This window comes from Acinetobacter sp. YH12239 (assembly GCF_013417635.1).
Classification (GTDB): Bacteria; Pseudomonadota; Gammaproteobacteria; order Pseudomonadales; family Moraxellaceae; genus Acinetobacter.
The window spans coordinates 12,355-38,843 of the sequence record NZ_VPDP01000002.1; the positions used below are offsets into that span (position 1 = coordinate 12,355).

The window sequence follows — 26,489 nt, forward strand, 5'->3', positions numbered from 1 at the left end:
ACACTATGACATATGATTACATTATCATAGGTGCAGGTTCTGCTGGGAATGTACTTGCAGCGAGACTCACCGAAGATCCTGATATTAAAGTTCTGCTCCTTGAAGCGGGTGGTCCTGACTACCGTTTAGATTTTAGAACTCAAATGCCTGCTGCTTTGGCTTATCCTTTACAAGGTCGACGTTATAATTGGGCATATTTAACCGATCCAGAACCACATATGAATAACCGCCGTATGGAATGTGGACGTGGTAAAGGTTTAGGTGGTTCATCATTAATTAACGGTATGTGTTATATCCGTGGGAATGCCATGGATTTAGAGCAATGGTCTCAAATGAAAGGACTCAGTCATTGGCGCTATGCTGAATGTTTACCTTACTATAAAAAAGCAGAGTCTAGAGATATTGGTGCAAATGAATATCACGGTGATCAAGGCCCAGTAAGTGTTGCTACGCCAAAGTCAGACAATAATGAGTTATTTCATGCAATGGTTGAAGCGGGTGTACAAGCTGGATATCCACGTACGGATGATTTAAATGGATACCAACAAGAAGGCTTTGGTCCAATGGATCGTACGGTGACACCTCAAGGCAGACGTTCCAGTACCGCTCGTGGCTATTTAGATATGGCTAAAGGTCGTCAGAATTTAACGATAATTACGCATGCCACAACCAATCGAATCTTATTTGAAAAAAAACAAGCTATCGGTGTTGAATACATTCTTGGTCAAGATGCCACCAATTTACACAAGGTTTATGCTGAGCGAGAAGTATTGCTGTGCGCAGGTGCTATTGCATCGCCTCAAATTTTACAGCGCTCTGGGGTAGGAGCTAAGTCATTACTAGAGTCACTGGATGTAAAGGTTGTGCAAGATTTACCGGGAGTAGGTGAAAATCTGCAAGATCATTTAGAGATGTATCTTCAATACCAATGTAAGAAGCCCGTCAGTCTTTATCCTGCATTAAAATGGTATAACCAACCTAAAATTGGAGCTGAATGGCTATTTTGGGGTAAAGGAATTGGTGCAAGCAATCAGTTTGAAGCAGGTGGATTTATTCGCTCTAGTGATGAGTTTGAGTGGCCGAATCTCCAATATCATTTTTTACCAATTGCAATTAACTACAATGGTACCAATGCAATCAATGAACACGGTTTTCAAGCACATGTTGGATCTATGCGATCGCCGTCAAGAGGAAGAATTCGCCTAAGCTCGAAAAATCCTTTTGATCATCCGAGCATTTTATTTAACTACATGAGCACTGAACAAGATTGGCGCGAATTCCGTGATGCAGTGAGAATTACACGAGAAATTATGCATCAGCCTGCATTAGATCAGTATCGAGGTAGAGAAATCAGTCCAGGTTCAGCATTAAAAACAGATCAGCAAATTGACGAATTTGTAAAAAATCATGCAGAAACAGCGTATCATCCTTCGTGTAGCTGTAAAATGGGTGAAGATGATTTAGCTGTTGTAGATGGTTATGGTCGTGTCCATGAAATAGATGGGTTGCGAGTGGTCGATGCTTCTATCATGCCGCTGATTATTACTGGTAATCTCAATGCAACGACGATCATGATGGCCGAGAAGATTGCAGATCACATTCGTAATCGACCAGCCTTAGCTCCTTCAGATGCACCATTTTATCGCGCGCAAACTTCACACTCATTTTCTTAATTTTATATTTTATGATGATTAAAACGACTCAAGCAGTGCTATTGAGCACTGCTAGCTGTATTATTTTACCTAGTTATGCAAATTCAACGGTTCAAGAACAAAATTCACCAATTCAATTTGATGGATATGTCACATTAACCTCCAAATACATTTCACGTGGTTTAACAAATGCACCAGAAAATGATGACCTCGCAATTCAAACAGGTCTCAACCTCAGTTATAACAACTTCTATGTCGGATATTGGGGTTCTACACTAGGCTACTCTTATGCTGAGCTGCAAGGGGATAAGCGCCGTAAAACTGATAAATTAGAGCACGACTTTATTGTCGGCTATAGTTTTGATACTGGTAGGACAAATTGGAATATTTGGAATGCCACTTATTTCTATCCGAACGCGTCAAATACAACTTCCAATGAAATGGGGGTAACGGCCACACACCAATTCAATGATAAAAACTCTCTATCAACCAGTTTATCTACCTATACATATGATGTTGTGTATGCAAACCAAGGGGATACTTATCTAAACGTGATATATACCCACCAACTCAACGATAAATTATCTGCTTCAGCAAGTGTTGCAGCGAGCTATTTTAATGATAAAGGGAAATATGAAGGTCTAGAGCTTGGTGATACAGAACGAGAATTTGCTTATCGCTTCTCATCTATCGGGCTAGACTATGCCTTGACACCAGAACTCGGGTTGAGTGGACAATATATTTTTGGTGGTAAGAACCGCTATAACGAAAAACAAAAAAATTTAGGTGTAGTGTCTTTCACCTATAGTTTCTAATTTAAGAAAATCCATAAATGCTTAGGCTTAAATTCTGAACACCAAAATAGCCTAAGCAAAATTATAATTTTTAAATTAAACTCATCAATAAATAAAATCCCGACATATCAAAGATTATTAAAAAACTTATCAACTTAGTATTTATTTAATGAGTAATAGAAGTGAGGATTGACCAAAAATAGGTCATGAATATGACGAGGAGAGTAAAAATTTACGCATTTTTTTTATTCAAGAATCTATTTAGAAATAGTTCTTGTGAAAAAAGTTCAGTAAGATTTTTTGATGTTACATAGATGACTATGCTCAAGTACTTAATCATTTCAGCCAAATTCATAAATCAACTAGATAACCATATAATTTATAACTCATGAAGGGCAATGAATTTAAAAAAATAATCTATGAATATTCATATTAAACATGAGGTTAGAATTTGATTCTCTCCAATATTAAAAAAGGGCTTTTGATTGTCATCTTCAGCGATAAACAAAAAATCTAATCTCATTTATTAAGTTTTAATATTTTGAAGAATTTTTTTCTCATCCTTAACGGCGCTATCGGAAAAATAGCAAAGATTTATGAAGAATATTCTTAATTGTTTTTATTTTATTGCTGTCATCAATATTACAAATTTACCTTAGACAAATATCTCCCTAAAATCATTGAACTTATTTTGCTTTTTGAGCCAGTATTAAGAATGCTTTTAACCTGAGTGAGCTGGTTTATCTATGAGTAAAATCTCTAATTTAGATATCAAATTGTACTAAAATTAATACGAGTCACTCAAAGAAAGCAAAAAAATTAAAATTTCAGCATTAAAATTCAGAGCTTTAAATGATAAAGCTCTGAATTTAATAAGTTAACGTGTAATTTTCCAAGTTTGATATGAATTATTGCTTTGACATCCAATCATTTGTAAGCGTGCCATACTATTTGCACCATCAGCGGCATCAAGGCATAGACCTGTTTTTAAGTTGATATATTGGCTTGTATGGCGGCTATACATCCATCGTTGACTACTATCATTATTGCACGGCGCAACTTTAACGAAATTATCTTTAACATCGCCCATCAAACACGCATCCCGATGAGTTAAATATAAGCGATGTGTGTGATCCGTACTCAGAAGTTGATTACCGTTGTTGGGATCACATGAATACAATCCCATTTGTTGACCACCATTCAAGCTATCTGCACAAAAACCTTGTGCGCCATTTTTCAAAATGAAAGGTTTTTGCTGGGTGTAATTGGCATTATTCACAGTTGAAATACAAGTAGAATCATCCGTGCAATGCGCTGATGCCACTTGTACACAATTTCCATAAGTTTTAGTCGTTTGTGATTTAGACTTAATTGAAGAGTTTGCTATTGCAGGGTAGGTCGCTGAAACAGATGTATGAACATCATTACAACTGTTATAGCCATAAATACCGTTGGGTTGTTGATGCTGTCTGAAATTTTCGGTAAATGTAACTAAACTATCAAAACCACTCCAGGTCTGCGGAACATTGATTTTTGCAATTTCAAGTTGTTTACCAGTACTCATGTTTTTAACAAAGGCTGAGACTGTACTGTCATTATTTTTAACAATCTTAAAATTATATTTCGTACCTTCTTTCCATTCATAAGGTAAGTCACATTGAACGCCATCACCTTCATGAGCAAATTGTCTGCAATACGCAGGGTATCCTGATTTCCAAGATGTCGTTTTCCAGATTGAGAAATTTAAATACTTCTCATCATTGCTTCGTTGCTGTAATCCAACATAGCCGATATTTCCATTTTTTAATGAAAATTGATTGGCCCAAAATGTATTACCATCATTTCCTGGCTCATTGGTAATGATGATTTGATTTTCAAGTGTTGCAAAGCCATTAGCAGGAATATTGTTCCAATGGTAGTCAGTCGAAACTATTCCGCCTGCAACCACGGCATACGCATTTGAAACTCCAAGTAACAGAGAAGTACTTAAAGTGGTACGAATAATGAGATTGGTCAAATTCATTGTTATATGCTCATATGATTATAAAAATTAGGTCATAGATTCTTTAGTTTTACTTATGATTCTACAGTGATGAATACAATTTAGAATCACTATAAATAAATTTTATTAAAGTTTAACTAAACACTAAACATATTGAAATGTTATAACATAACAATTATGATTTAGGTTATTTCAAAAATCAAGATCATTCATTGATTGCAATAAGCGATCAAATGATGTGGTTGAACATGAAAACGAGTAGCTCACCATGAATATTGATTCTTCACAACCGTATAAATTACCTGTCACTGTGCTGTCTGGATTTCTTGGCGCAGGAAAAACCACATTGTTAAATCATATTTTAAATAACAGAGAAGGAAAGCGTGTCGCAGTAATTGTGAACGATATGTCAGAAGTCAATATTGATGCGGCTTTAGTCAGAGAAGGTGGGGCGGAATTATCACGAACGGAAGAAAAACTCGTTGAAATGAGTAATGGATGTATTTGCTGTACTTTGAGAGAAGACTTATTAGTAGAAGTAAGACGATTAGCGGAAGAGAAAAAATTTGATCAACTCGTCATTGAATCTACAGGAATATCAGAGCCTCTACCTGTAGCTGAAACATTTACGTTTGAAGATGAAGACGGCGTATCTCTAAATGAGTATGCTCGTTTAGATACCATGGTGACCGTAGTCGATGCATTCAATTTTTTACGTGATTATCGTTCATATGATCTTCTTCATGATCGTGGCGAATCACTTGGAGAATTTGACCAACGTACTGTTGTGGATTTACTGATAGATCAAATCGAATTTTGTGATGTTATTATTCTAAACAAAACTGATTTAATCGATGAGCATCAGAAGTCCCAGCTTTATGCGATTCTCAAAAAGCTTAACCCTAGAGCAAAAATTGAGTCATCCACATTTGGTCAGGTTGAACTCGATAAAATACTCAACACAGAGCTTTTTAATTTTGATGAAGCCTCACAAGCACCTGGCTGGTTAAGAGAGTTGAGAGGAGAGCATACGCCTGAAACTGAAGAATATGGAATCGAAAGTTTCGTATATAGAGCAAGAAGACCCTTTCACCCACAACGTTTTTACAATTATATTCATTCAGAATGGAAAGGTGTTATACGCTCAAAAGGATTTTTTTGGCTTGCTGCGGAACCAACAATGGCTATGTCTTGGTCACAAGCTGGAGGTATGGCTCGGCATGGTCAAGCAGGATATTGGTGGGCTTCGGTACCACAAGAGGAATGGCCACAAGATACGCAATCTATTCAGGAAATTGAGTCGAGTTGGCATCCAGAAACGGGTGATGCCAGACAGGAAATTGTTTTAATTGGTCAAGAGATGGATAAAGAGCAATTAATCCAAAATTTTGATCAATGTTTACTTACTGATTCGGAGATGAGTTTAGGACCAATCGTTTGGTGTAATTTCTTTAACCCATTTGAAGCTGAAAAAGAATTACTCGCCTAAATTGAGCAAGGAATTCCTTAACAAATTAAGAGTAATCTGAGTTCTCCTGCATTTTCTTTTGGAGCACGGTGAACACAAGGAAGTACTTTCTGATCAGGATGATCTACAGCCAAACGCCAGAGATGACCAATTCCTAAATTTAAAGGTGTTGCACCATTTTTAGGTTGATAGTGAAGATCCATATAGGTCTCTTCAAGAAAATCGTCAAACTCATGGTCTTCGCCATCAAACAATGATTTAATTTTTTGACGGATTTCTGGAATTTGAATTTTTTGTTCAACCTGATCATTGGAAATAATATCGCTAGCCGCCCCGTAATAGGTACATAGATATGTATCCGTTGCTAATGGCGATCGATCTACATGAAAAGAATATACATCAGTGCTGATAAAATCCAATTCTTCATCACGCTGATATTGCTTAATTAAGTTTAAAGACGGCGATGCGCCCAATTCGGTGAGCAACGTTACATCATTAATAATAATGTCTCTCGCTTTGCTTGCAGAGTCTGAAAGTTTGAGTTGCTCTAATTGTGCGATGGTAATTTCAGTAATATCTTCTATGAGTGTAAGTTTTTCAACGATCTCTTCGAAATTGTAATCTAAATGCCTATACCAACATAAAGCATTGACATGGTCTTCAAAAACTTCATTCGCTAATGCTTGAAAATTATTCACCAATTTGGCTTGAGGATATGAGTGAATGAGTTCGAGCATATGATCTAAAACTTTTTAAAAACATATTATAGCTTTTAGCTCTAGACTTGATAAGACTGGATTTAGATAATTGATCGTTGTCCTATGTAGTAGGAGAGTGGGGCTTCCGCCTATAACTACACGCTGTCAACAAAAACGATAGATACTCATTAAGGCTATTCTACAATTGGGTATAAAAAAGTTAAACATAGCTTAAGTTTTTTGTTGGCTACAATTTCTGTTTACCTTTTTGACGGAGAACATACAAATATAAGCTTTCTACTTTTTCACGTGCCCATGGTGTAGTCCGTAGAAATCGTAAAGATGATTTAACACTCGGGTCGATGCAAAAACAACGAATTTCAATTTTACGGCTTAATTCTTCAAAGCCTCCGTAGTAATCCAATAACTCATCTAAAATGTCAGCAAGTTTTTTGCCATGTAAAGGGTCATTGGAGGTGTTCATAGTTGATCAACTGAATTGTGTAAGATGAGCATTATAACCTGAGCTAGACAAAAATTGAGAACATTGCTTTATATAGTCAATTAACCAATGTTAAGGGTTGTTGTTCCAGATATTTTATTTAACATAATATACATTATGCGAAATTGTGGTAAATCAATCTCTAGCCAATCGACAAATCAATATTTCATGTGTATACATATGCTTAGTCAATTTTAAAGAATACCGATTATGGATAATCAAAAAAAAATTCACGCTTTCACGGATGATATATTAGGTACGAGTGATGCGATCGAGCTCTCAAACAGAATTCAATCTAAAGACATCTCAATTGATGAGGTTTTAAGAGCTACGATAGAACGCGCAAAAACCGTAAATCCTCTGCTGAATGCAATTGAATTTGAAAACTTCGAACAAATACTCAAATCGCCTACTTTTAAATCAAATCAGATTTTTTCTGCAATCCCTACATTTATTAAGGATAATTTGGATCTTATTGGTTTTCCTACGCAACAAGGATCAACATCGTTCAAATCCAAGGAAAAGATCAAAAATTCTAAAATTACTCAACAAATGTTAGATACAGGCTTAATTGCACTGGGTAAATCCAAAATGCCTGAATTTGGCTTAAATGCTTCAACAGAATTTCAGTCTGGGGATTACACACGCAATCCTTGGCATACTGATTATTCGTGTGGAGCTTCTTCAGGTGGAGCTGCGGCACTAGTAGCTTCAGGCGTAGTACCAATTGCACATGCAAATGATGGTGGTGGTTCGATACGAATTCCTGCAGCAAATTGCGGTTTAGTCGGTTTAAAGCCGACACGTGGTCGTTGGTATCCAAATGAAGGTTCGCAGTATTTACCAATTGACCTTGTTTCAGATGGTGTTTTAACACGTTCTGTGCGGGATACCGCGTTTTTCTTTGCTGAAATGGAAAAACAATATAAGCCAAAAAAATTACCCGAAATTGGCTTAATCCAGCATCCATCCAGCAAACCTTTACGGATTGGTCTTGTTTATGATTCATTACAAACCAATACTGATGCTGAGACCCGTCAAACTGTTGAGTCTACTGCTCTATTACTCAGGAATTTAGGTCATCATATTGAAGAATTTTCACTTCCTATTCCAGATTCATTTGTAGATGATTTCAGCCACTATTGGGGGTTTTTATCATTTATGATTCAACAGTTTGGAAAACCGCTACTTGGCAAAGATTTTAACGTGAATGAGTTAGATCATTTAACAGTTGGGCTTGCAAACTTGTACAAGAAAAAATTCTATAAAACTCCTTTATTTCTGTACCGTTTAAAGCAAATCCAGCGCATCTATCAACAAATATTCCAACAATATGATGTCATCCTTTCGCCAGTTTTAGCGCATGTTTCGCCTCAAATTGGATATCTTTCACCTCAACTCGAATTTGATGTTTTATTTGAGCGTTTAAGAAATTATGTGGCATTCACACCTATTCAAAATATCGCAGGTGCTCCAGCGATATCATTACCGATGGGTATGACCAAATTAGATTCAAGACCGATAGGTATTCAGCTTTCTGCTGATTTGGGACAAGAACGTTTACTGATAGATCTCGCTTATCAGCTTGAACAGATACAACCTTTTAAAAAAATATACGATTAAATTCATACACTAAGGATCATTAATCAAATTCTTGATGATCCTTATCAACAATACTCAGTGCTTGTTTATCACTTTTTATGCATAATATATACATAAATGTGATTTAGAGATTTGTATGGATTTAACGAAGCATTCTGTGGAACGAGTCATCCCAGCTTGGAAATGGTTAAAAAAATACAATACTCAAGATTTTAAATCTGATCTTCTTGCATCTGTGATCGTGCTTGCAATGCTTGTACCACAAGGCATGGCATATGCCATGATTGCAGGCTTACCTCCAATTATGGGGTTATATGCCAGTATTATCCCTATGATTGCTTATGCACTGATTGGAGGGAGTACAACCCTTTCAATTGGTCCAGTTGCATTAATCTCCATGATGACTTTTGCCACGCTACAGCCATTATATGAAGTGGGTTCACCAGTCTATATTCAAGCTGCGTATTTGCTAGCAGTAATGGTTGGTATAATTTCATTTTTATTGGGATTATTCAGATTTGGTTTTTTGATTCGTCTCATTAGCCACCCTGTGATTAAGAGTTTTATCATTGCTTCAGCCGTCTTAATTGCGTTAGGTCAAATAAAATTTATTCTTAATATTCCATTGCAATCCAGTAATTTAATCGAATTTTTTACGAGTTTGGCTCAATATATTTCTTTATATGATTTGGCCAGCTTGTCTTTGGGTTTAGCTTCAATTTTAGCGCTCATTTATTTACCACAATTACTTAAAATTCCAGCATTTTCAAATCATCAAAAAATGATGCAATTTATACAAAAAGCATTACCGTTATGCTTAGTGCTATTTTCTATCTTACTGGTTCAGTCCTTTGATTTAACTGCCTATGGAATTAAAACAGTAGGTGAAATCCCAAGTGGATTACCCCCTATTCAAATGCCGTACTGGACATGGGACATGGTGAAAATATTGCTTCCTGGCGCAGTAATGATCGCTATGGTGAGTTTCGTTGAATCTATTTCGATCGCGCAAGCTACGGCTTTTCAATCACGTAGTAATTTGAACAGTAATCAAGAGCTTGTTGCACTCGGTGTTGCAAATTTTGGCGCTGGAATCAGTGGCGCATTTCCTGTCACTGGTAGCCTATCACGCACAGTGGTCAATGCTGATGCTGGTGCTAAAACACCTATGGCTGGGGTTTTATCCTCGCTACTTATTATTGTGGTCAGTCTATATTTTACAAGCCTATTTGAATATTTACCTTTAGGAGTATTGGCTGCAACAATCATTGTGTCGATATGGAAACTTGTTGAAATTAAGCCTTTTATAGAGGCTTGGAAATATTCTAAAGCAGATGGTTTAGCAATGGCACTCACATTTTTAGGAGTGCTGTGTGTAGATATTACGACAGGCTTAATGGTGGGTATTATTTCAACATTTGTGTTGCTGTTGTGGAGAATTAGCCGCCCACATATTGCAGTGATTGGTCTCGTTGAAGGCACGCAGCATTTTAGAAATATTTCAAGACACCAGGTTATTACCAGTAAAAGGCTCGTTTCGGTGAGAATTGATGAAAACTTGAGTTTTCTCAATGCAAACACCCTGAAGGAATTTATTATTTCAGAAGTTAGCCAACATGATCAGCTTCAACATGTTGTCATTAACTGTTCCAGTATCAGTAATATTGACTACTCAGCTTTAGAGACTCTTGAGGAAATGAATTCTGAGTTATCTAAACTCAATATTCAACTACACTTAAGCGAAGTCAAAGGTCCTGTTATGGATCGCTTAAATTCAACTAATTGGATACAACATCTGACAGGTAAAATATACCTCACTCATTTCCAAGCAGTATATGAATTAGACCCGCATTTCAGCGAAAATAAATCATCTTTTGCATAAGAATTTGATATTCTTAAGTAAGAATTATCAAAAAAAAACCAGTGATTTGATTCACTTAATTTTTATTATGAATAAGTTTTATATTTAAAATCATTTTTAAGTATAGAATACCCGACTTATTTATCCGATTTTAAGCCAGACTCGGCATTATTAGGTTCAGTTATGTTCACTGCTCTAGCACGTTTGAGTTTAGTCACCAAAATCCTTATCGCCATTATTCTGGGCGTTTTGGTGGCTATATTTTTCCCTCAAGTTGCACCACAATTAAGCTTGCTGGGTGATTTATTTATTAAAGCCCTTAAATCTGTTGCACCAATCCTTGTTTTTGTTTTGGTCCTTTCTTCGATTGCAAACTTTAAAGTTGGTGATAGCAGCAGTGCGAAAATCAAACCCATTATGATGATGTATGCCGTAGGTATGTTTTTATCTGCGTTAACTGCTGTCATTGTGAGTAATTTATTTCCAAGCACTCTTTTCCTAGATGTCGCTGCGCAAGCTGATTTACAGCCACCTGGCAGCTTGACTGAAATTCTTAAAAATTTATTACTCAGTTTTGTTGCGAATCCTATCGTTGCATTAAGTGAAGCAAACTTCATTGGGATTTTGGCTTGGGCTGTTGCATTGGGTATAGCATTCCGTCATGCCACAGACACGACCAAACAGTGTCTGACTGATGCTGCGAATGCCGTGAATCGCGTGATTCGTCTCGTCATCAGTTTTGCACCTTTCGGTATTTTTGGACTTGTTGCGGTTACTTTTGCAGATGCAGGTCTTAAAACCTTAGCAAGTTATGCACAATTATTGTCTGTTCTATTAGGGACTATGTTCTTTATTGCACTTGTAATTAATCCAATTATGGTGGCATTTGTTACGCGTTCAAATCCTTATCCATTGGTTATTCAATGTCTACGTGAAAGTGGGATCACCGCATTTTTCACCCGTAGTTCAGCAGCAAATATTCCGGTGAACTTGGATCTTGCCAAGCGTTTGGGCGTGAATGAATCGACAGCGAGTGTAGCAATCCCGTTGGGTGCTGCAATTAATATGGCGGGCGCATCAGTAACGATTACCGTATTAACATTAGCAGCGGTGAATACACTGGGTATTACTGTTGACTTTACCACAATGCTTGTTCTTTCTGTTGTTGCTACAGTTTCTGCTTGCGGGGCTTCTGGTGTAGCAGGTGGTTCACTGTTATTGATTCCTGTCGCTTGTGGGCTATTCAATATTTCACCTGATGTCGCTATGCAAGTCGTAGCTATAGGTATGGTGATCAGTGTTCTACAAGATTCAACTGAAACAGCCCTCAACTCATCTACAGATGTATTGTTTACTGCTGCGGTTGATCGCGCTCCTTCAAAATAATATATTCATGGCATAAACTTTTAGAATGAAAGATATGCCATTTCAATTCCTTCCAAACTGGGTACAATTTGGGGCTTTCATGCTTGCAGTAAATGCAGGCATGATCAACGTTTTGGGTCTTATTTCTTTATTACATCAGTCAGTTTCACATATGACAGGCAATGCAAGTTTACTTGCGATCGGTCTTATTGACCATGATTTCAAAGCTGTAATTTTTCTGATTCTTATTATCTTGAGTTATGTTTTAGGCTCTAGTTTTAGCGGTCTGATATTGGGGAATAGTCAATTTAAACTCGGGCGCAGATATGGTTTACCATTGAGTTTAGTGACTGTTTTTATTCTGCTCTGCTGGGTATTTATTCCCTATTATCCACGTTATGCACTGCTATGGGCATGTTGTGCGATGGGTGTACAAAATGCCATGGTAAGTCATTATAAAGGTGCAATTATTCGCACGACTCACCTTTCTGGTGTCTTAACCGATCTTGGTTTAGCATTTGGATATTTTGTAAGAGGTCTGACAACGGAATCCAGAAAAGTTATTTTGCATTTAGTGATTTTATTTGGTTTTATTATTGGCAGTACTGTTGCGGCATTCAGCTATCCTTATTTACAATTAGAAGCGTTTTTAATTCCTGCAGGTTTAAGTTTTTTACTGACCCTGATCTATTGGATTTTATATTTCCGTCATTGTTATTTTCAAAAATCGTAGTTGGTATTACTCATGGTAAAAAATGCCTTGCAAGCACAATTGCTCAAAGCTGGTTTAGTCGATCAAAAAAAGGCTAAAAAACTTTCTAAACAAGCTGTGCATGAGCAACGCACGGGTCAAAGCAACGAAGCTGAGATTAAAGCTAAAATCGAACAAGATTTAAAGCAAAAACTAGAAAAAGATCAGAATCTTAATCTTGAAATCAAACGCCAGCAAGATGAAAAAGCATTACGTGCAGCAGTAGTGCAAATGATTGGTCAACATAAAATCAAAGATATTGATGGTGAAATCAGCTACCAGTTCGTTGATGAAAATAAAATTAAGAAAATTTATATTAATCAACAAGTTTACAATGCACTCGTGGCAGGTACATTGGTCATCGCCAGAGATCAATCAGGTTATGCTGTTCTACCAAGAGCGCTATCTGAGCGGATTAATGAAAAAGTCGAAGGATTTATTATTGTGAATAATGCTGAGAAAAATGAGGCTATTACAGATGAGGAAGATCCATATGCAGCTTATGTTATTCCAGATGATTTAATGTGGTAAATTCGCCTAAAGCCTAATTTATTAGGCTTTTTTACGCTTAATGCGTGATTCACATTGCGCAGCAGCAGGTATAAATTCATGATTAAGATGCTTTAGGTCATATTACTGCTTCCAAACATCACGAGATGAGTCTATCAATTTTCTGCGCTGTTATTCTATTCTCTGATTTGTTTTTTCAATCGATGGTATTTTGGAGAGCTCAAAAAAATCAATGGATTGATTTTCTCGCATTATTTTATCATTTTCTAATTGCTGAAGATGAGCAAGTTCAATAATGCTTCTTTGAGGAGTTTTCGCAAAAAGCAAAGAACACAGAGAGATCGATATAAAAAAGATTAAATTAGCTTTAAACATGGGCTTTATAATTTGAAAATGTAACGACGATAATCTAGGAAATTGTATAGTGTGACTTATTTCACATTAATTTTATTTAAAATAGAAGTTCATAAAATGTATTTCAAGTAATTAATTTAATCTATTCTGTTTGATAAACGTTAACTCTAATAAATTTAATAACTTAAACCATTAAGCTAATGCCAATTCATTTAGAGGTGATCAAGTTGGACAGATTAAATTTTGTAACTCAAATCCAAGAATGGTCAGATCAATTTCCTTGGTTAGAGATGTTGACCTCTCTGAGCATTCTTATTCTCATTGCATTTATCGCAAATTTTATTGCTAAACAAGTGGTCGTCCGTGGTATTCGCAAAATTATTAGCAAACTACGTTTTAGTTATAGTGATGTCTTAGCGGAACATAGCGTTATTCGAAGAATTGCAAACATTGTCCCAGCATTGGTGATTATGAATGGAATTGTGACGGTTCCTCACCTGTCTGAAAAAGTCATTACATTGATTCAGATGTTTGCACAAGCCTTCATTTTCTTAACCATAGCCTTGGCAATTAGTCAGCTTCTCACCATTTTTAATATTATTTATCAACGTAATCCTAAATCTCACAATAAGCCAATTAAGGGTTATTTACAGTTAGTTAAACTGATTATTTTTGTTGTTTGTGCTCTGATGGTCATAGGAACATTTCTTAAAAAAGATGTTTTCACGCTATTGGCAGGTTTCGGGGCAATGGCAGCAGTGCTCATGCTGGTTTTCCAAAATACAATTCTATCTCTAGTGGCTTCAGTTCAAATCTCTTCATATGACATGGTTCGAATTGGTGATTGGATTGAAATGCCAACCTTAAATGCGGATGGCGATGTCATTGATATGTCATTACATACGGTGACCGTACAAAACTTTGACAAGACCTATACCACTATTCCGACCAATCGTTTGGTGACAGATACTTTTAAGAACTGGCGAGGTATGCAAGAGCAAGGTGTTCGTCGTATTAAACGTGCACTTTATATCGATCAAAATAGTGTTCACTTCTTATCTGCAATGGAATACAGCAAGCTCAAAGAATTTCTGATTTTAGAAAAATACCTAGATGAGAAACAAACCGAGTTAAAAAACTTTAATCAGCAATATGCAAATAATGGGGTCAATAACCAACGTCGTTTAACCAATTTAGGAACATTCCGCGCGTATATTGAATACTATTTAAAAAATCATCCAGGTATTGCACAAAATCAGTCCTTAATCGTCCGTCAATTACAACCGACAGGTGAAGGTTTGCCTATAGAAATTTATGCTTTTACAAATACGACAGCATGGGTGGCTTATGAGGCGATCCAATCTGATATTTTTGATCATCTTTTGGCGATTCTTCCTGAGTTTGGATTAAAAATATTCCAGATTCCTTCTGGGAATGATTTCAAGATCCCTCAAGACACAGTAAACTGAGTTTTGATTAGATGAATTAAGATTGATCGTATGCTGCAGTGGTTTGAAAAACTCGTTGATCCATATCCATCCAAAGATTTAAATCAGCCCTTGCCGAAGAAATTTTTTCCATTTGTTTGGCAAGCAGCATCAGGAGTTAAGCGTTATCTCTTGGTGTTGGTGTTATTTACTGCAGCAACAGCTTCATTTGAAGCTATTTTCTTCTCTCAAATTGGTCATTTAGTTGATTGGTTATCCGCATCGACGTCTGAGAATTTTCTTGAAAATAACCAAACGAATCTAATGATTTTGTCTGGTTTCTTACTCGCTAATATTTTCTTTGCAAGTTTGCAATCAATCATAAGGCATCAGATTTTATTCAGTAGCTTTCCAATGCGCTTGCGTTGGCGTTTTCACAACTTATTACTTCTACAAGGCTTAGACTTTTTTCACAATGATTTTGCAGGTCGATTGTCCGCTAAAGTCATGCAAACTTCACTTGCTGTTCGTGAGTTTTGGGTAATTTTGGGGGATATCGTTACTTATGTGGTGATTTATTTTATTACCATCAGTGTGGTTTTAGGAAACGTCTCCCCTCTACTCCTTATTCCCCTGATGGTATGGTTGATTTTATTCATTGGCGCAGCATCCTTCTTTATCCCGCGACTCGGAAAAATTTCAAAAAAGCAGGCTGATGCACGCGCGGTGATGACTGGTCGAGTAACTGATGCCTATACAAACATACAAACAGTAAAATTGTTTGCACATGCTGGTCGTGAAAGCCAATATGCCAAAGAGTCTATGCAACTTTTTATGAAGACGGTGTATACCCAGATGCGTCTGGGTACTGCTTATGAAATTAGCATTAATCTACTGACCGCAATTTTATTCTTTGGCGTTTTAGGTACAGCAGTTTGGCTTTGGTTTATTGGTGAAGCAAACATCGGTGTGATCGCCGCAACGACAGCCATGATTTTAAAGCTGAATAGTATGGCTTCTTTTATGATGTGGCAAACTTCAGCCTTATTTGAAAATATTGGTACCATCCAAGATGGGATGACCACGCTAGCAAAACCAATAGCAATTCAAGACAAAGAAGCTGCACTGCCACTCGAGGTACACTCTGGTGCGATTAAATTTGATAATGTGAGCTTTGCATATAATCAAAAAAATGTTATTAATCACTTGAATTTAGAAATTAAACCGGGTGAAAAAATTGGAATTGTCGGTCGGTCTGGTGCTGGAAAATCGACACTGATCCAACTACTACTTCATTTTTATCAAACCCAACAAGGTAAAATTTATATCGATGGTCAAGCGATTGATGAAGTCACCCAAGATAGTTTAAGAAAAAATATTGCACTCGTGACGCAGGATACTTCTTTACTACATCGAAGTGTCGCTGAGAATATTAAATATGGTCGACCTGAAGCGACTGATGAAGAAATGTATGAAGCTGTCCGTAAAGCTCGAGCAGAAGAGTTTATTCCACAGCTTACAGATCTACGTGGTCAGACAGGATATGACGCTTATGTAGGTGAGCGTGGTGTAAAATTATCTGGTGGGCAAAGACAGCGTATAGCAATTGCACGGGTATTCCTAAAAGACGCTCCAATTTTGATTTTAGATGAAGCAACCAGCGCACTCGATTCAGAAGTGGAGGCTGCGATTCAGGCAAGCCTTGATGACTTGATGGAAGGTAAAACGGTAATTGCAATTGCACACCGCCTTTCAACAATCGCTCAAATGGATCGATTAATCGTTTTGGATCAAGGAAATATCGTAGAACAAGGATCTCACGATGAGCTGATCCAACAGAATGGAATTTATGCCCAACTTTGGCAACGCCAAACGGGTGGATTTTTAGTTGAACAAAAAGTGAAAGACAAGGAATTAGACGAAGATGCTTTATCTTGATGATTTAAAAGTGGGTGATCAGTTTAAAAGTCGTGAATATGAGTTAACACTCGAAGAAATTAAAGAATTTGCACAAAAATATGACCCTCAAGTCTTTCATACTGATGAAGAGGCCGCAAAAGATCATCCTATTTTTCAAGGTATCGCAGCCAGTGGTTGGCAAACTTCAGCCATTACCATGCGTCTCTGGACTGAATGTTTTCCAATTGCCAAGGGGCTTATCGGTTCAGAGTCAAGCTTAAGATGGCCAAAACCAGCTCGTGCAGGTGATCGTTTGCATGTGGAAGTTGAAATTGTTGCTATCAATCCTTCTAAAACAAAGCTAGATCGTGGAATTGTGAGTTATGTCACACAAACAAAAAATCAGTATGGTGATGTTTTGTTGATTTCAACCACAAAAATTGTCGTTTTTAAGGCTTAAACATCGGTTTCACACTAGATTTGTCCGACAAAATTGGTATTTTCTATCTGGAATTTATGTCAGTATTATTTTCACCAAAAATTATGAAAAAAATTGTGTAAAGCAATGGATCGCACATGAAAACAGTTTCAGTTCGCCCAGATTTAGGCATTCCAGGTGTTTACGGACTCTTACTTTTAGATGTTGTTTCTCGTTGGGGTTATAGTGCTGAGTCGCTATTCGCTCCCTTTGGATTCACCAACGAGCAACTTGCCGATCCTGAATTTAGAATTCCACTCCATGTAGCGAATGAGATGATTATTCTCGCGCGCAAAATGACAGGTGAAAGTTCTCTTGGTTATCATCTTGGTAACCAAATGCGGATTTCTATCCATGGTTTTATTGGCTATGCCATTATGACCTCGAATGAGATTACTGATGCACTTATTTTAGCCAATCGCTTTATACAACTGCGTATGCCTTTTCTGCAATTTCATTTCTCGACATTTACAGAACAAGTTTCTTTGCAGTTACAATGTGATATTGATCTTGAACCGCTGAGAACTGAAATTGTCATGGCTTTGACTTTTGGCGTCATTACAATGGCGAAAGCGCTGACAGGCATTAATGATTTGTATGGCGAAATTAATTTCGATTTCCCGAAACCTGAAGGCTTTGACAAATACATCAGTCGTCTACACCCCAAAACGATTATTCATTTTGATCAAACACATTTTCTGGCTAGTTTTGATAAAAGTTATTTAGGCTTGAAGATGGTTAACGCGGATCCGATTGCCAGTCAAATTGCAATTAATCAGTGTGAAGCAGAACTATCAGAGCTTGGCGAACGCCGTCGAATTTCAATGCGTGTTCGCGATATTTTGACACATTCTGAACAGCACTATTTGAGTATTGAAAATGTGGCAGATCGCCTGCATATGTCTGATCGTACATTGAAACGTCAGCTGGCTGCAGAAGGAACTTCTTTTTCAACCTTAGTGGATGAAGTTCGATATCGTCATGCAACCTCCCTACTGTCGCGTACTGACTATTCACTTGAACAAATCGCAGATGAACTCGGTTATTCAGATGTTGCGAATTTCAGTCGGGCATTTAAACGTTGGAGTGGTCGAAGTCCAAGCAGTTGGCGTAAAGATCCATATTTATAGAACTTTCGTTTTTAAATAAAACACTGTATAACACAAGAAAATTTTTCAAATCGAATTGAGGAGTCGTGATGAATCATCCTTCAGAGCTTAAATATGCTCGCACACACGAATGGGTACGTATTGAAGGTGATCTCGTTGTTACTGGGATCTCAGATCACGCACAAGATGCATTGGGTGATCTTGTCTATGTAGAAGCACCTGAAGTAGGTCGTGAATTGACTGTTGGTGAACAAGCGGGTGTAGTTGAGTCTGTGAAAACAGCTTCTGATATTCATGCTCCTGTAAGTGGTGTAGTTGTAGAAATTAATGAAAATCTAGAAGATGATCCAGATTTTGTAAATGATGATCCCTATGGCAAAGGCTGGATCTACAAAATCAAACCATCTAATTTGGCAGATGTAGAACAACTTCTCTCAAATACAGATTATGAATCAGGTTTGTAATATTTATGACCAGTCTACGGACTGGTTTTTTATTTATACATTTTCGGATGAATGGCTCACTTTTTGCTGTAATTTTCATGTAATTTGATTATAATTAATTCAACTTCTCTCCCTACTTCATTGCTGACCAAAACCAAAAATAATTTTATTTGGCACAGATTGAAGCTTTTAATGGTTCAATATTTCAAGGTTGTCTATGTCTTCTATACATGCTGAGCATCTATGGAATAAATCTTTTATTCTGTGTCTAATTAATAACTTATTTATTTTCATCTTTTATTTTGCTCAGACAACGATATTGCCAATTTATATTCTGAATGATTTAAATGGGAATATTACCCAAGCTGGGCTTGCACTGACTTTATTTCTAGCTTCATCGATCGCAATACGACCGTTTACCGGTCTCATTATCGAGAAGATTGGGCTAAAAAAAGCACTTTATATCTCTGAGTCATTTTTTGTACTGCTCTCTTTCGCTTATATCTTTGCTGATAATCTAACCCTATTACTGGTCATTCGGTTACTACAAGGAATTTGGTTCAGTATTTTGACAACTGCCATGATACCAATCGTCAATGACTTCATTCCAAATCAGCGTAAAGGTGAAGGCATGGGCTATTTTGTCATGTCAGTCAATCTTGCCATTGTACTAGGACCCATGTTGGGCTTGATTCTCATTCAACCATGGGGATATATTCCAGTGGCTACACTTTTAGCTGCAATTGTTTTTATTGGTTATTTGTTCTGCTTTTTAATTCCGATCCAGACACAATTTAAAACTGTTAAGCGCAAAACAAAAATTAGTGTTCATGATTTTGTTGAGATTAAAGCTTTACCTGTTGCGATGATGGCGATGCTCATCTCATTTTCTTATGCAAGTATCATGTCTTTTATCTCGACATATGCTGAATCAAAAAATTTATTGACCTATGCGAGCTTATTCTTTGCTGTTTTTGCAATTTCCATGATGCTTCTAAGACCCTTCACAGGAAAGTTATATGACTCTAAGGGTCCTGCCTACGTTGTCTATCCAGCGATTGTGAGCTTTAGCATTGGGCTATTCATTCTAAGCCAAATTCATTCTGCTGCCGGATTATTGATATCTGCTGTCTTTATTGGTATAGGCTTTGGGTCAGCACAGCCATGTCTCCAAACGCAAGCCATTCAAGCTGTAGCACGTGAACGAGTTGGACATGCGAGTTCAACTTTTTACACCTTTTACGATATTGGCATCGCATTAGGTTCTTTTATTCTAGGTATTGTGATCACACACTATCAGTATTCGATTGCATATATATTATGCGCGATATTGACGCTATTAAGCTTGCTGTTTTACCGCTTCGTTGTTCAAACTAAAGTAAAAGCGGTCTAGAGAGCTAATTAAATAAAAAAGCCTTCAGATGAAGGCTTTTTTATTTAATTAGCTCTCTGCATCTTCATCAAACATACTGAAGGTTTGTGAAGAGGTTTCAGCATTCTCTCGGACGCGTGTACTTTTTAGCTTAATTTGTAGACGTAATTCATTTTTAGAGTCAGCATTACGAATGGCTTCATCATAACTGATCGCACCTTCGTTATATAAATCAAACAATGCTTGGTCAAATGTTTGCATACCAAGTTCTCGCGACTTGGTCATAATTTCTTTCAACTCATGAAAGTTACCTTTCAGAATCAAATCAGAAACTAAAGGTGTATTTAGCATGACCTCTACAGCAGCTCTACGTCCGACACCATCTTCAGTTCGAACTAAACGTTGAGAAATAATGGCTTTCATATTTGATGAAAGATCCATAAGCAACTGATTGCGCCGTTCTTCAGGGAAAAAGTTGATAATTCGATCTAAGGTTTGATTGGCATTATTCGAATGTAACGTGCCTAAGCACAGATGACCAGTCTCTGCAAAAGCGATCGCATGCTCCATGGTCTCTGTATCACGGATTTCGCCAATTAAAATTACATCTGGTGCCTGACGAAGTGTGTTTTTAAGCGCATTATGCCATGAGTGACAGTCCACTCCGACTTCTCGGTGAGTGACCATTGATTTTTTATGTTTATGCACGTATTCAACTGGATCTTCTACAGTAATGATGTGCCCTGCTGAGTTCTCATTACGGTAATCAATCATGGCAGCAAGTGAAGTAGATTTACCCGATCCAGTGCCACCAACCACTAGAATTAAACCTCGCTTTTCCATTACCACATCTTTCAATGTTTCTGGTAATTTCAACTTTTCAAAGTTTGGAATTTCAGAGGTAATGGTACGAATGACCATCCCTACATTAAGTTGCTGTTGAAAAACATTCACGCGAAAGCGCGATACATCTGGGACATTAATGGCAAAATTACATTCTAATTCACTCTCAAATTCTGCTCTTTGTTTTTCATTCATTAAGCTATAAGCGAATAGTTTTGTTTTTTCTGCAGTCAAAGCTTGAGAACTTAAAGGCTTCATTGAACCTTGATGTTTCATACTTGGAGGAAAATCAGCTGAAATAAATAAATCTGATCCCTCATGGTCAAAAACGCTTTTAAGCAATCTGAACATGAATTGCCGAGCTTCGCTAAGTAATTCATTACTGAACATTAATTTCCCCAAGTTATAAATATTAAATACTTAAAATACTAATAGAAATATAAGGTTATTTCAGCTGTTTCATCAAATATTTAATGCTTTGAACAAACATTCAAATCTTAAAGGCAAAAAAAAGAACCCATATTTCATGGGTTCTTTTTTACGAATTATATTAGGAGAGTTGTTGAGCAACATCCAAAATCAATTGCTCTGTACTTAACCAACCCAAGCATCCATCAGTCACTGATTGACCATAAGTCATGTGATCAGAAATTTTCTGATTGCCATCGACTAAAAAGCTTTCTAGCATGACGCCACGGACTTGTGTTTGAGGTCGTTCATTCACAATTTGCTTTAATACAGCAGGTTGATTCAATGGATTCTTAGCGCTGTTTCCATGGCTACAATCAATAATCAAAGCTGGTAGTACATGGTTATTGTTTTCTTGAATCTTTTTAATTTCAGATAATTGGTAATTTGTACCCTGATTCGATCCACGTAAGATCAAATGTGCATGCGGATTACCCTTTGAAGATAAAATGCTTGGACCACCATCTTGACTTAAACCAAGAAATTGATGCGGTTGTGAAGCGGACTGAATCGCATCCAATGCAATTTGGATTGATCCATCTGTACCGTTTTTGAACCCAATGCTATAAGGCATATGGCTAGATATTTCACGGTGAATTTGCGACTCGCTTGTTCTCGCCCCAATCGCGCCCCATGAAATCAAATCATCAAAATATCCTGTTGCCATTGGGCTTAAGATTTCTGTGGCCAACGGCAAACCCATTTCAGCAATTTGAATGAAGAGTGATCTAGACTGTTCAAGTCCTTTTTGCATATCTGCTGAACCATTTAAATCTGGATCATACAAGATGCCTTTCCATCCTACCGTGGTGCGAGGTTTTTCAATATAAGTACGCATCACGATGAAAATCTGATCTTTGACTTGTTCTTGCAGTTGTTTTAATTTTTGTGCGTATTCGAGGGTTGCTTTAGGATCATGAATCGAACATGGACCAGTAATCACCAATAAACGTGGATCATGACCCGCTAAAATGTCTTGTATTGTTTGGCGATGTTGACGAATGTGAAGTGAAACTATCGGACTAACAGGTAAAGCTGATTTTAGTTCTAATGGTAAGCTTAATTTTTTTTCTAAAGTATGTTGAGCTGTGGTTATAAGCTGAGAATTAATTGCATTCATCTTGAATTCCTTTGGGCAGCAATTGCCCTATCTTTTATTTGAGCGTGAGGTGTCTATTGGCTGGGTTTTGTTCTTGACTAAAATAGAACCAATAACCGTTGCTAAAATAAAAAGTATTCAATGTTTTCATGAGATGCTCCTATATTTGTTGAGATGAAAAAAAACCTGATTGGTGTTGCCAATCAGGTATAAACTTGATGGGCAACATTTTTGTTGCCCGAACGCGTCTAGGCAACTAGATGTTAAATTGCCAAAAATAATAATAAGCGTTAGTAATCAAGTGTGTCGTTTTCATCAAATTATCTAAAATATAACCCTTAAAAGTAAAATACGCATAAATAGACTGATTGACAAGCAATTTATATAAAAAATATTGTTATATCAATCATAACTCAAATATATCAATGGTTTATTGCTTATCTGAAGGAAGCCAATCTTTTATAGCACATACTTGTTTGAGCATCAGTTGCTCAGCCTCAGACTTACAAATCGCTTGGCTAAATAAAAAGCCTTGACCATATGCACAGCCAACATCCTGAAGACTTAAGAGCTGTTGGCATGTTTCGACACCTTCTGCGATCACATCCAATGACAGAATAGGTCCGAGCTTAGCAATGCCCTCTACAATTGAATTGATTGACTTCTCCTCATTCATTCGATTCACAAAAGCGTAATCAATCTTGAGACAGTCGACAGGATAATCTCTTAAATGCGTCATTGAAGAATGACCAGTTCCGAAATCATCCAATGAAATTCGAAGACCATAATTTTTGAGCTTTTGTAGTGCTCGAATCACAAATTCTATTCCACGCTCAGACAAAATATGTTCTGTAATCTCAACCTCGATTAAATGAGCAGGAATTTGATGTCGTTCTAAACGTTGAATCAACAATTCTGCATAATTGTCACGCATGAATTCAACTGGAGAGGCATTAATTGAGATCGGTACAAGTTGAACGCCCTTAGACATCCAATCTGCCATGTCACTGAAAATCTTTTCATGCATGATTTCACTTATTTTACTGGCCAGCTCATAATCGTTAAACGCTTCTGAGATTGAAGCTGGATAATGAAGTTGCTGCTGTGCATCATGCCAACGCATCAAAGCCTCAAATCCGATTAACTGACAGTTATCTAAGCGAACCTTAGGTTGATAATACGGTTCGATTAAATTGTCCTGAATGATATAGCGAGCAGTATCAAGTTGTTGCATCTTCTTTTCAGCAAGTGCAAACATTTCGTCATCATACATACGATACCCACCACGACCTTTTTCTTTAAGATCATTTAGAGCGGTATCCGCACATTTCATCAATCCGAATACATCTTGAGCATCTTTAGGATAAATGGCACATCCAATACTCATCCCACTATTAATCACTTTTCCTGCATAAGTGATGGGGGCAATATTTTGTTTAAGCACTTTCTGTGTGGTTTGATGTAATTCTTCTTCTGAGGTCATCCCTGTCACGATAATTGCAAATTCATCTCCACCTAAACGTGAAACAATACACTTGCGATCCAAACTCTTTTGCAGACGTTTAGATAAGACTTTAAGTAGATGATCTCCAGCAGGATGACCTAAAGTATCGTTAATGTTTTTAAAATGATCGAGATCAATAAACATCATACCAATAAGTGTTTTCTCACGATTTGCCTGTGAAATCGCCATTTTTAATTTATTTTTGAAGGCACGACGATTCATCAGACCAGTCAGATCATCATACTCACTGCTGATTTTAAGTTTAGCTTCGGCAACACGTTGACGGGTAATATCACGTGATACACAGAGAATACTGGTCGTATTTCCTTGTTCATCATGCACAGGTGTTAAAATATTATCCCAATACATCACAGTATCGCCGTGTGTACTCATCCCCGCAAAACGAGCATTCTTCCCTCGAGCTGCTGTTTTAATCGCCTTTGCCCCCTGCTCGCGTACTTCAGGTGGTAACAGCGTTAACCAATCCATTCCAAATTTCTTAACACGCTCTTGACCCAGTAATGCCATGCATCCAGATTTGTTCATGTGTTCAAGCTTGCCATCTGGTGTGATAATTTTTATACAGTCTACGCTGACATCGAGCATATCTGTATTGGCACGCAATGCCTCAGCAGTTTCACGCATTTTGATTGTACGATCATGGATATTTGTGCAACTTATCATCCAATTTTGCTGGTTGGATTGAATCACCTTAGGTTCAGCAAGCATTAAGAACCAAAGATATTCACCTGATTTATTTTTTATACGACACTCTTTTTCAAATTTCTGACCGTTTTTTTGCGCATCATTCCAAATTTGGTAAAGATGTTCAGCATCATCAGGATGAACAAATTTAAGCCAGTCTACGTCACGTAAGGTTTGCGTATCCGCACCGATATATTGTTTAAGTGCGAGATTACAATACCCTGAGTTGGTGTGACTGACCCAAATCAAATTGGGCAGTAAATCGAGTGCAAATTTAAAGTCATCTGACAGTGTTAGATGCAAAGGCACAGCTTTGGACTGTAAATGATCAGCTCTATTCAGATCCAGAATGCTCATAGTTCACCTATTCGAAAATAACAACCCATCAAAATGACGAATACAAAAATCAGCGTAAAATTTTAGAATTTAATTAATCAGTATTTAAATTTCGTTAATAATGATTATTAATCATCATTAATTTTAAAATACGTGATAATAATAACACTTAAATGGATTAAATTAATACAAATACCATTTCTGCATGATACATAATTTTTATCACTTGTGAATATTAAATAGACAAAATGCATAAAAAATAATGAAATACGACACAATAATGAATTGATTTGATAATTCGACATCTTAGAATTAAATAATTCCGATTTTAATTAAAAAAATACCTACTTATATTAAGTAGGTATAGATTAATATAAAAATAATCTAAACTTATTATTAATTTATTATAAAAAATCTTTAATGTTTTTGATAACCTCACTTGGTTTTTCTGCATGTAACCAATGTCCAGTGCCATCAATCGTCACAAATTTAGCTTTAGGATATTGGAACCGAATAAGATCGTTATCGCGCTCAAAATTAATATAATCGGATAATTCTCCTTTTAAAAACAAAGTTTCATTCGATTGTGGATTAAGACGTTCCCATGACAAAATCTGAAAATATTGTTGTTTAAGTACATCTAAGTTGAATAGCCATTGTCCATTGCGGAAAGATTTGAGCAGAAATTGAATAACGCCAATTTCATTAATATATTTCTGCATCAACTCGGTTGCCTCCTTTCTCGAAACAACTTGAGCTTTTTGAACTTCTTCTAAAGCTTTGAAAATTTGATCATGATGAGATTTTTGATAAGCGACGGGTGCCATATCAAGTACAATCAATTTAACTACTCGATGTGGTACAAGGTTTGCTAAGTGCATGGCAACTTTCCCCCCCATTGAATGACCAATGACGTGAAATTGTTGCACAGTCATATCATCTAAAGTTTCTATAACATCTTGCGCCATAAGTTGATAACTCATTTGATTAGAATGAGGTGATAAACCGTGATTACGCAAATCAATTTGTATGACATCATGCTTTTCCTGAAATGCTCTCGCGAGCATGCCTAGGTTCGATAAACTACCAAAAAGACCATGAATCAGAACAAGAGCAGGTTGACGTTGATTCACATTTGATTTGGTGATCTCAGCATTTAGTCGCATGTATATACTCAATAGCTTTAAAAATGTGATTCAAATTCTAACAGTTGAGTTTGTATTTTAGTGTTAATTTAATTTTTATTT

General features: G+C 36.8%; 21 protein-coding genes. 14 read left to right on the plus strand and 7 right to left on the minus strand.

Annotated features, from left to right (window positions below):
• Positions 1 to 5: 5 nt before the first annotated feature.
• The gene (gene betA, locus FTV17_RS02050) at positions 6 to 1,673 is read left to right on the plus strand and encodes a choline dehydrogenase (RefSeq protein ID WP_179997968.1); all 1,668 of its coding nucleotides are present in this window, start codon (positions 6 to 8) and stop codon (positions 1,671 to 1,673) included.
• 14 nt (positions 1,674 to 1,687) lie between these two features.
• Entirely contained in the window at positions 1,688 to 2,467 is a 780-nt protein-coding gene (locus FTV17_RS02055; RefSeq protein ID WP_179998278.1) for a hypothetical protein, read from the plus strand.
• Between the two features lie 856 nt (positions 2,468 to 3,323).
• On the opposite strand, the gene FTV17_RS02060 is transcribed toward FTV17_RS02055, so the two are convergent.
• Positions 3,324 to 4,469, minus strand: a complete 1,146-nt coding sequence (locus FTV17_RS02060; protein ID WP_179997969.1) for a DUF3472 domain-containing protein — start codon at positions 4,467 to 4,469, stop codon at positions 3,324 to 3,326.
• A 247-nt stretch (positions 4,470 to 4,716) separates the two neighbouring features.
• Between FTV17_RS02060 and zigA the strand changes: the two genes are divergently transcribed.
• On the plus strand, positions 4,717 to 5,937 hold the full coding sequence (gene zigA, locus FTV17_RS02065; RefSeq protein ID WP_179997970.1) for a zinc metallochaperone GTPase ZigA: 1,221 nt from the start codon (positions 4,717 to 4,719) through the stop codon (positions 5,935 to 5,937).
• Positions 5,938 to 5,954: 17 nt separating this feature from the next.
• Here zigA and FTV17_RS02070 read toward each other — a convergent pair whose 3' ends face one another.
• On the minus strand, positions 5,955 to 6,653 hold the full coding sequence (locus tag FTV17_RS02070) for a DUF1826 domain-containing protein (protein ID WP_179997971.1): 699 nt from the start codon (positions 6,651 to 6,653) through the stop codon (positions 5,955 to 5,957).
• Between the two features lie 208 nt (positions 6,654 to 6,861).
• Entirely contained in the window at positions 6,862 to 7,098 is a 237-nt protein-coding gene (locus FTV17_RS02075) for a VF530 family DNA-binding protein (protein WP_179997972.1), read from the minus strand.
• A 228-nt stretch (positions 7,099 to 7,326) separates the two neighbouring features.
• Between FTV17_RS02075 and FTV17_RS02080 the strand changes: the two genes are divergently transcribed.
• From FTV17_RS02080 to FTV17_RS02130, 11 genes are all read left to right on the plus strand, one after another.
• A complete protein-coding gene (locus FTV17_RS02080; RefSeq protein ID WP_179997973.1) occupies positions 7,327 to 8,739 on the plus strand; it encodes an amidase in 1,413 nt (470 codons plus the stop codon).
• 115 nt (positions 8,740 to 8,854) lie between these two features.
• Complete coding sequence (locus tag FTV17_RS02085; RefSeq protein WP_179997974.1) at positions 8,855 to 10,600, plus strand: SulP family inorganic anion transporter; 1,746 nt, start codon at positions 8,855 to 8,857, stop codon at positions 10,598 to 10,600.
• A gap of 162 nt (positions 10,601 to 10,762) precedes the next feature.
• On the plus strand, positions 10,763 to 11,965 hold the full coding sequence (gene sstT, locus FTV17_RS02090) for a serine/threonine transporter SstT (RefSeq protein ID WP_179997975.1): 1,203 nt from the start codon (positions 10,763 to 10,765) through the stop codon (positions 11,963 to 11,965).
• Positions 11,966 to 11,999: 34 nt separating this feature from the next.
• A complete protein-coding gene (locus FTV17_RS02095; RefSeq protein WP_179997976.1) occupies positions 12,000 to 12,677 on the plus strand; it encodes a YoaK family protein in 678 nt (225 codons plus the stop codon).
• A gap of 12 nt (positions 12,678 to 12,689) precedes the next feature.
• Positions 12,690 to 13,226 (plus strand): DUF2058 domain-containing protein, encoded by a 537-nt coding sequence (locus tag FTV17_RS02100; protein ID WP_179997977.1) that lies wholly within the window; start codon positions 12,690 to 12,692, stop codon positions 13,224 to 13,226.
• A gap of 560 nt (positions 13,227 to 13,786) precedes the next feature.
• Entirely contained in the window at positions 13,787 to 15,028 is a 1,242-nt protein-coding gene (locus tag FTV17_RS02105; protein WP_228143075.1) for a mechanosensitive ion channel family protein, read from the plus strand.
• A 30-nt stretch (positions 15,029 to 15,058) separates the two neighbouring features.
• Positions 15,059 to 16,924, plus strand: coding sequence for an ABC transporter ATP-binding protein (locus tag FTV17_RS02110; protein WP_179997978.1), 1,866 nt, complete (start codon positions 15,059 to 15,061; stop codon positions 16,922 to 16,924).
• Positions 16,911 to 17,345 (plus strand): MaoC family dehydratase, encoded by a 435-nt coding sequence (locus FTV17_RS02115; RefSeq protein WP_179997979.1) that lies wholly within the window; start codon positions 16,911 to 16,913, stop codon positions 17,343 to 17,345. Before FTV17_RS02110 ends, FTV17_RS02115 begins: the two co-directional genes overlap by 14 nt.
• A gap of 116 nt (positions 17,346 to 17,461) precedes the next feature.
• Entirely contained in the window at positions 17,462 to 18,493 is a 1,032-nt protein-coding gene (locus FTV17_RS02120; protein WP_179997980.1) for an AraC family transcriptional regulator, read from the plus strand.
• Positions 18,494 to 18,561: 68 nt separating this feature from the next.
• Entirely contained in the window at positions 18,562 to 18,936 is a 375-nt protein-coding gene (gcvH, locus tag FTV17_RS02125) for a glycine cleavage system protein GcvH (RefSeq protein WP_179997981.1), read from the plus strand.
• A 196-nt stretch (positions 18,937 to 19,132) separates the two neighbouring features.
• Positions 19,133 to 20,308 (plus strand): MFS transporter, encoded by a 1,176-nt coding sequence (locus FTV17_RS02130; RefSeq protein ID WP_179997982.1) that lies wholly within the window; start codon positions 19,133 to 19,135, stop codon positions 20,306 to 20,308.
• A gap of 48 nt (positions 20,309 to 20,356) precedes the next feature.
• On the opposite strand, the gene FTV17_RS02135 is transcribed toward FTV17_RS02130, so the two are convergent.
• The 4 genes from FTV17_RS02135 to FTV17_RS02150 all read right to left on the minus strand — a co-directional run bounded on the left by FTV17_RS02135 (position 20,357) and on the right by FTV17_RS02150 (position 26,408).
• Positions 20,357 to 21,520, minus strand: a complete 1,164-nt coding sequence (locus tag FTV17_RS02135; protein WP_179997983.1) for a PilT/PilU family type 4a pilus ATPase — start codon at positions 21,518 to 21,520, stop codon at positions 20,357 to 20,359.
• A gap of 160 nt (positions 21,521 to 21,680) precedes the next feature.
• Positions 21,681 to 22,718 (minus strand): 3-deoxy-7-phosphoheptulonate synthase, encoded by a 1,038-nt coding sequence (locus FTV17_RS02140; RefSeq protein ID WP_179997984.1) that lies wholly within the window; start codon positions 22,716 to 22,718, stop codon positions 21,681 to 21,683.
• Positions 22,719 to 23,127: 409 nt separating this feature from the next.
• Positions 23,128 to 25,263: an EAL domain-containing protein gene (locus FTV17_RS02145; RefSeq protein ID WP_179997985.1), complete on the minus strand. Its 2,136-nt coding sequence runs from the start codon at positions 25,261 to 25,263 to the stop codon at positions 23,128 to 23,130.
• Between the two features lie 383 nt (positions 25,264 to 25,646).
• A complete protein-coding gene (locus tag FTV17_RS02150; RefSeq protein WP_179997986.1) occupies positions 25,647 to 26,408 on the minus strand; it encodes an alpha/beta fold hydrolase in 762 nt (253 codons plus the stop codon).
• Between the last annotated feature and the right edge of the window lie 81 nt (positions 26,409 to 26,489).

What these genes read in the sequence shown, in the direction of transcription:
- FTV17_RS02070 (WP_179997971.1), bottom strand. Translation starts at nt 6,653, where the DNA reads ATGCTCGAACTCATTCACTCATATCCTCAAGCCAAATTGGTGAATAAT.
- zigA (WP_179997970.1), top strand. Translation starts at nt 4,717, where the DNA reads ATGAATATTGATTCTTCACAACCGTATAAATTACCTGTCACTGTGCTG.
- FTV17_RS02055 (WP_179998278.1), top strand. Translation starts at nt 1,688, where the DNA reads ATGATTAAAACGACTCAAGCAGTGCTATTGAGCACTGCTAGCTGTATT.
- FTV17_RS02080 (WP_179997973.1), top strand. Translation starts at nt 7,327, where the DNA reads ATGGATAATCAAAAAAAAATTCACGCTTTCACGGATGATATATTAGGT.
- FTV17_RS02120 (WP_179997980.1), top strand. Translation starts at nt 17,462, where the DNA reads ATGAAAACAGTTTCAGTTCGCCCAGATTTAGGCATTCCAGGTGTTTAC.
- FTV17_RS02150 (WP_179997986.1), bottom strand. Translation starts at nt 26,408, where the DNA reads ATGCGACTAAATGCTGAGATCACCAAATCAAATGTGAATCAACGTCAA.
- FTV17_RS02110 (WP_179997978.1), top strand. Translation starts at nt 15,059, where the DNA reads ATGCTGCAGTGGTTTGAAAAACTCGTTGATCCATATCCATCCAAAGAT.
- FTV17_RS02075 (WP_179997972.1), bottom strand. Translation starts at nt 7,098, where the DNA reads ATGAACACCTCCAATGACCCTTTACATGGCAAAAAACTTGCTGACATT.
- FTV17_RS02140 (WP_179997984.1), bottom strand. Translation starts at nt 22,718, where the DNA reads ATGAATGCAATTAATTCTCAGCTTATAACCACAGCTCAACATACTTTA.
- FTV17_RS02115 (WP_179997979.1), top strand. Translation starts at nt 16,911, where the DNA reads ATGCTTTATCTTGATGATTTAAAAGTGGGTGATCAGTTTAAAAGTCGT.
- FTV17_RS02060 (WP_179997969.1), bottom strand. Translation starts at nt 4,469, where the DNA reads ATGAATTTGACCAATCTCATTATTCGTACCACTTTAAGTACTTCTCTG.
- FTV17_RS02135 (WP_179997983.1), bottom strand. Translation starts at nt 21,520, where the DNA reads ATGTTCAGTAATGAATTACTTAGCGAAGCTCGGCAATTCATGTTCAGA.
- gcvH (WP_179997981.1), top strand. Translation starts at nt 18,562, where the DNA reads ATGAATCATCCTTCAGAGCTTAAATATGCTCGCACACACGAATGGGTA.
- FTV17_RS02085 (WP_179997974.1), top strand. Translation starts at nt 8,855, where the DNA reads ATGGATTTAACGAAGCATTCTGTGGAACGAGTCATCCCAGCTTGGAAA.
- FTV17_RS02130 (WP_179997982.1), top strand. Translation starts at nt 19,133, where the DNA reads ATGTCTTCTATACATGCTGAGCATCTATGGAATAAATCTTTTATTCTG.
- FTV17_RS02145 (WP_179997985.1), bottom strand. Translation starts at nt 25,263, where the DNA reads ATGAGCATTCTGGATCTGAATAGAGCTGATCATTTACAGTCCAAAGCT.
- sstT (WP_179997975.1), top strand. Translation starts at nt 10,763, where the DNA reads ATGTTCACTGCTCTAGCACGTTTGAGTTTAGTCACCAAAATCCTTATC.
- betA (WP_179997968.1), top strand. Translation starts at nt 6, where the DNA reads ATGACATATGATTACATTATCATAGGTGCAGGTTCTGCTGGGAATGTA.
- FTV17_RS02100 (WP_179997977.1), top strand. Translation starts at nt 12,690, where the DNA reads ATGGTAAAAAATGCCTTGCAAGCACAATTGCTCAAAGCTGGTTTAGTC.
- FTV17_RS02095 (WP_179997976.1), top strand. Translation starts at nt 12,000, where the DNA reads ATGCCATTTCAATTCCTTCCAAACTGGGTACAATTTGGGGCTTTCATG.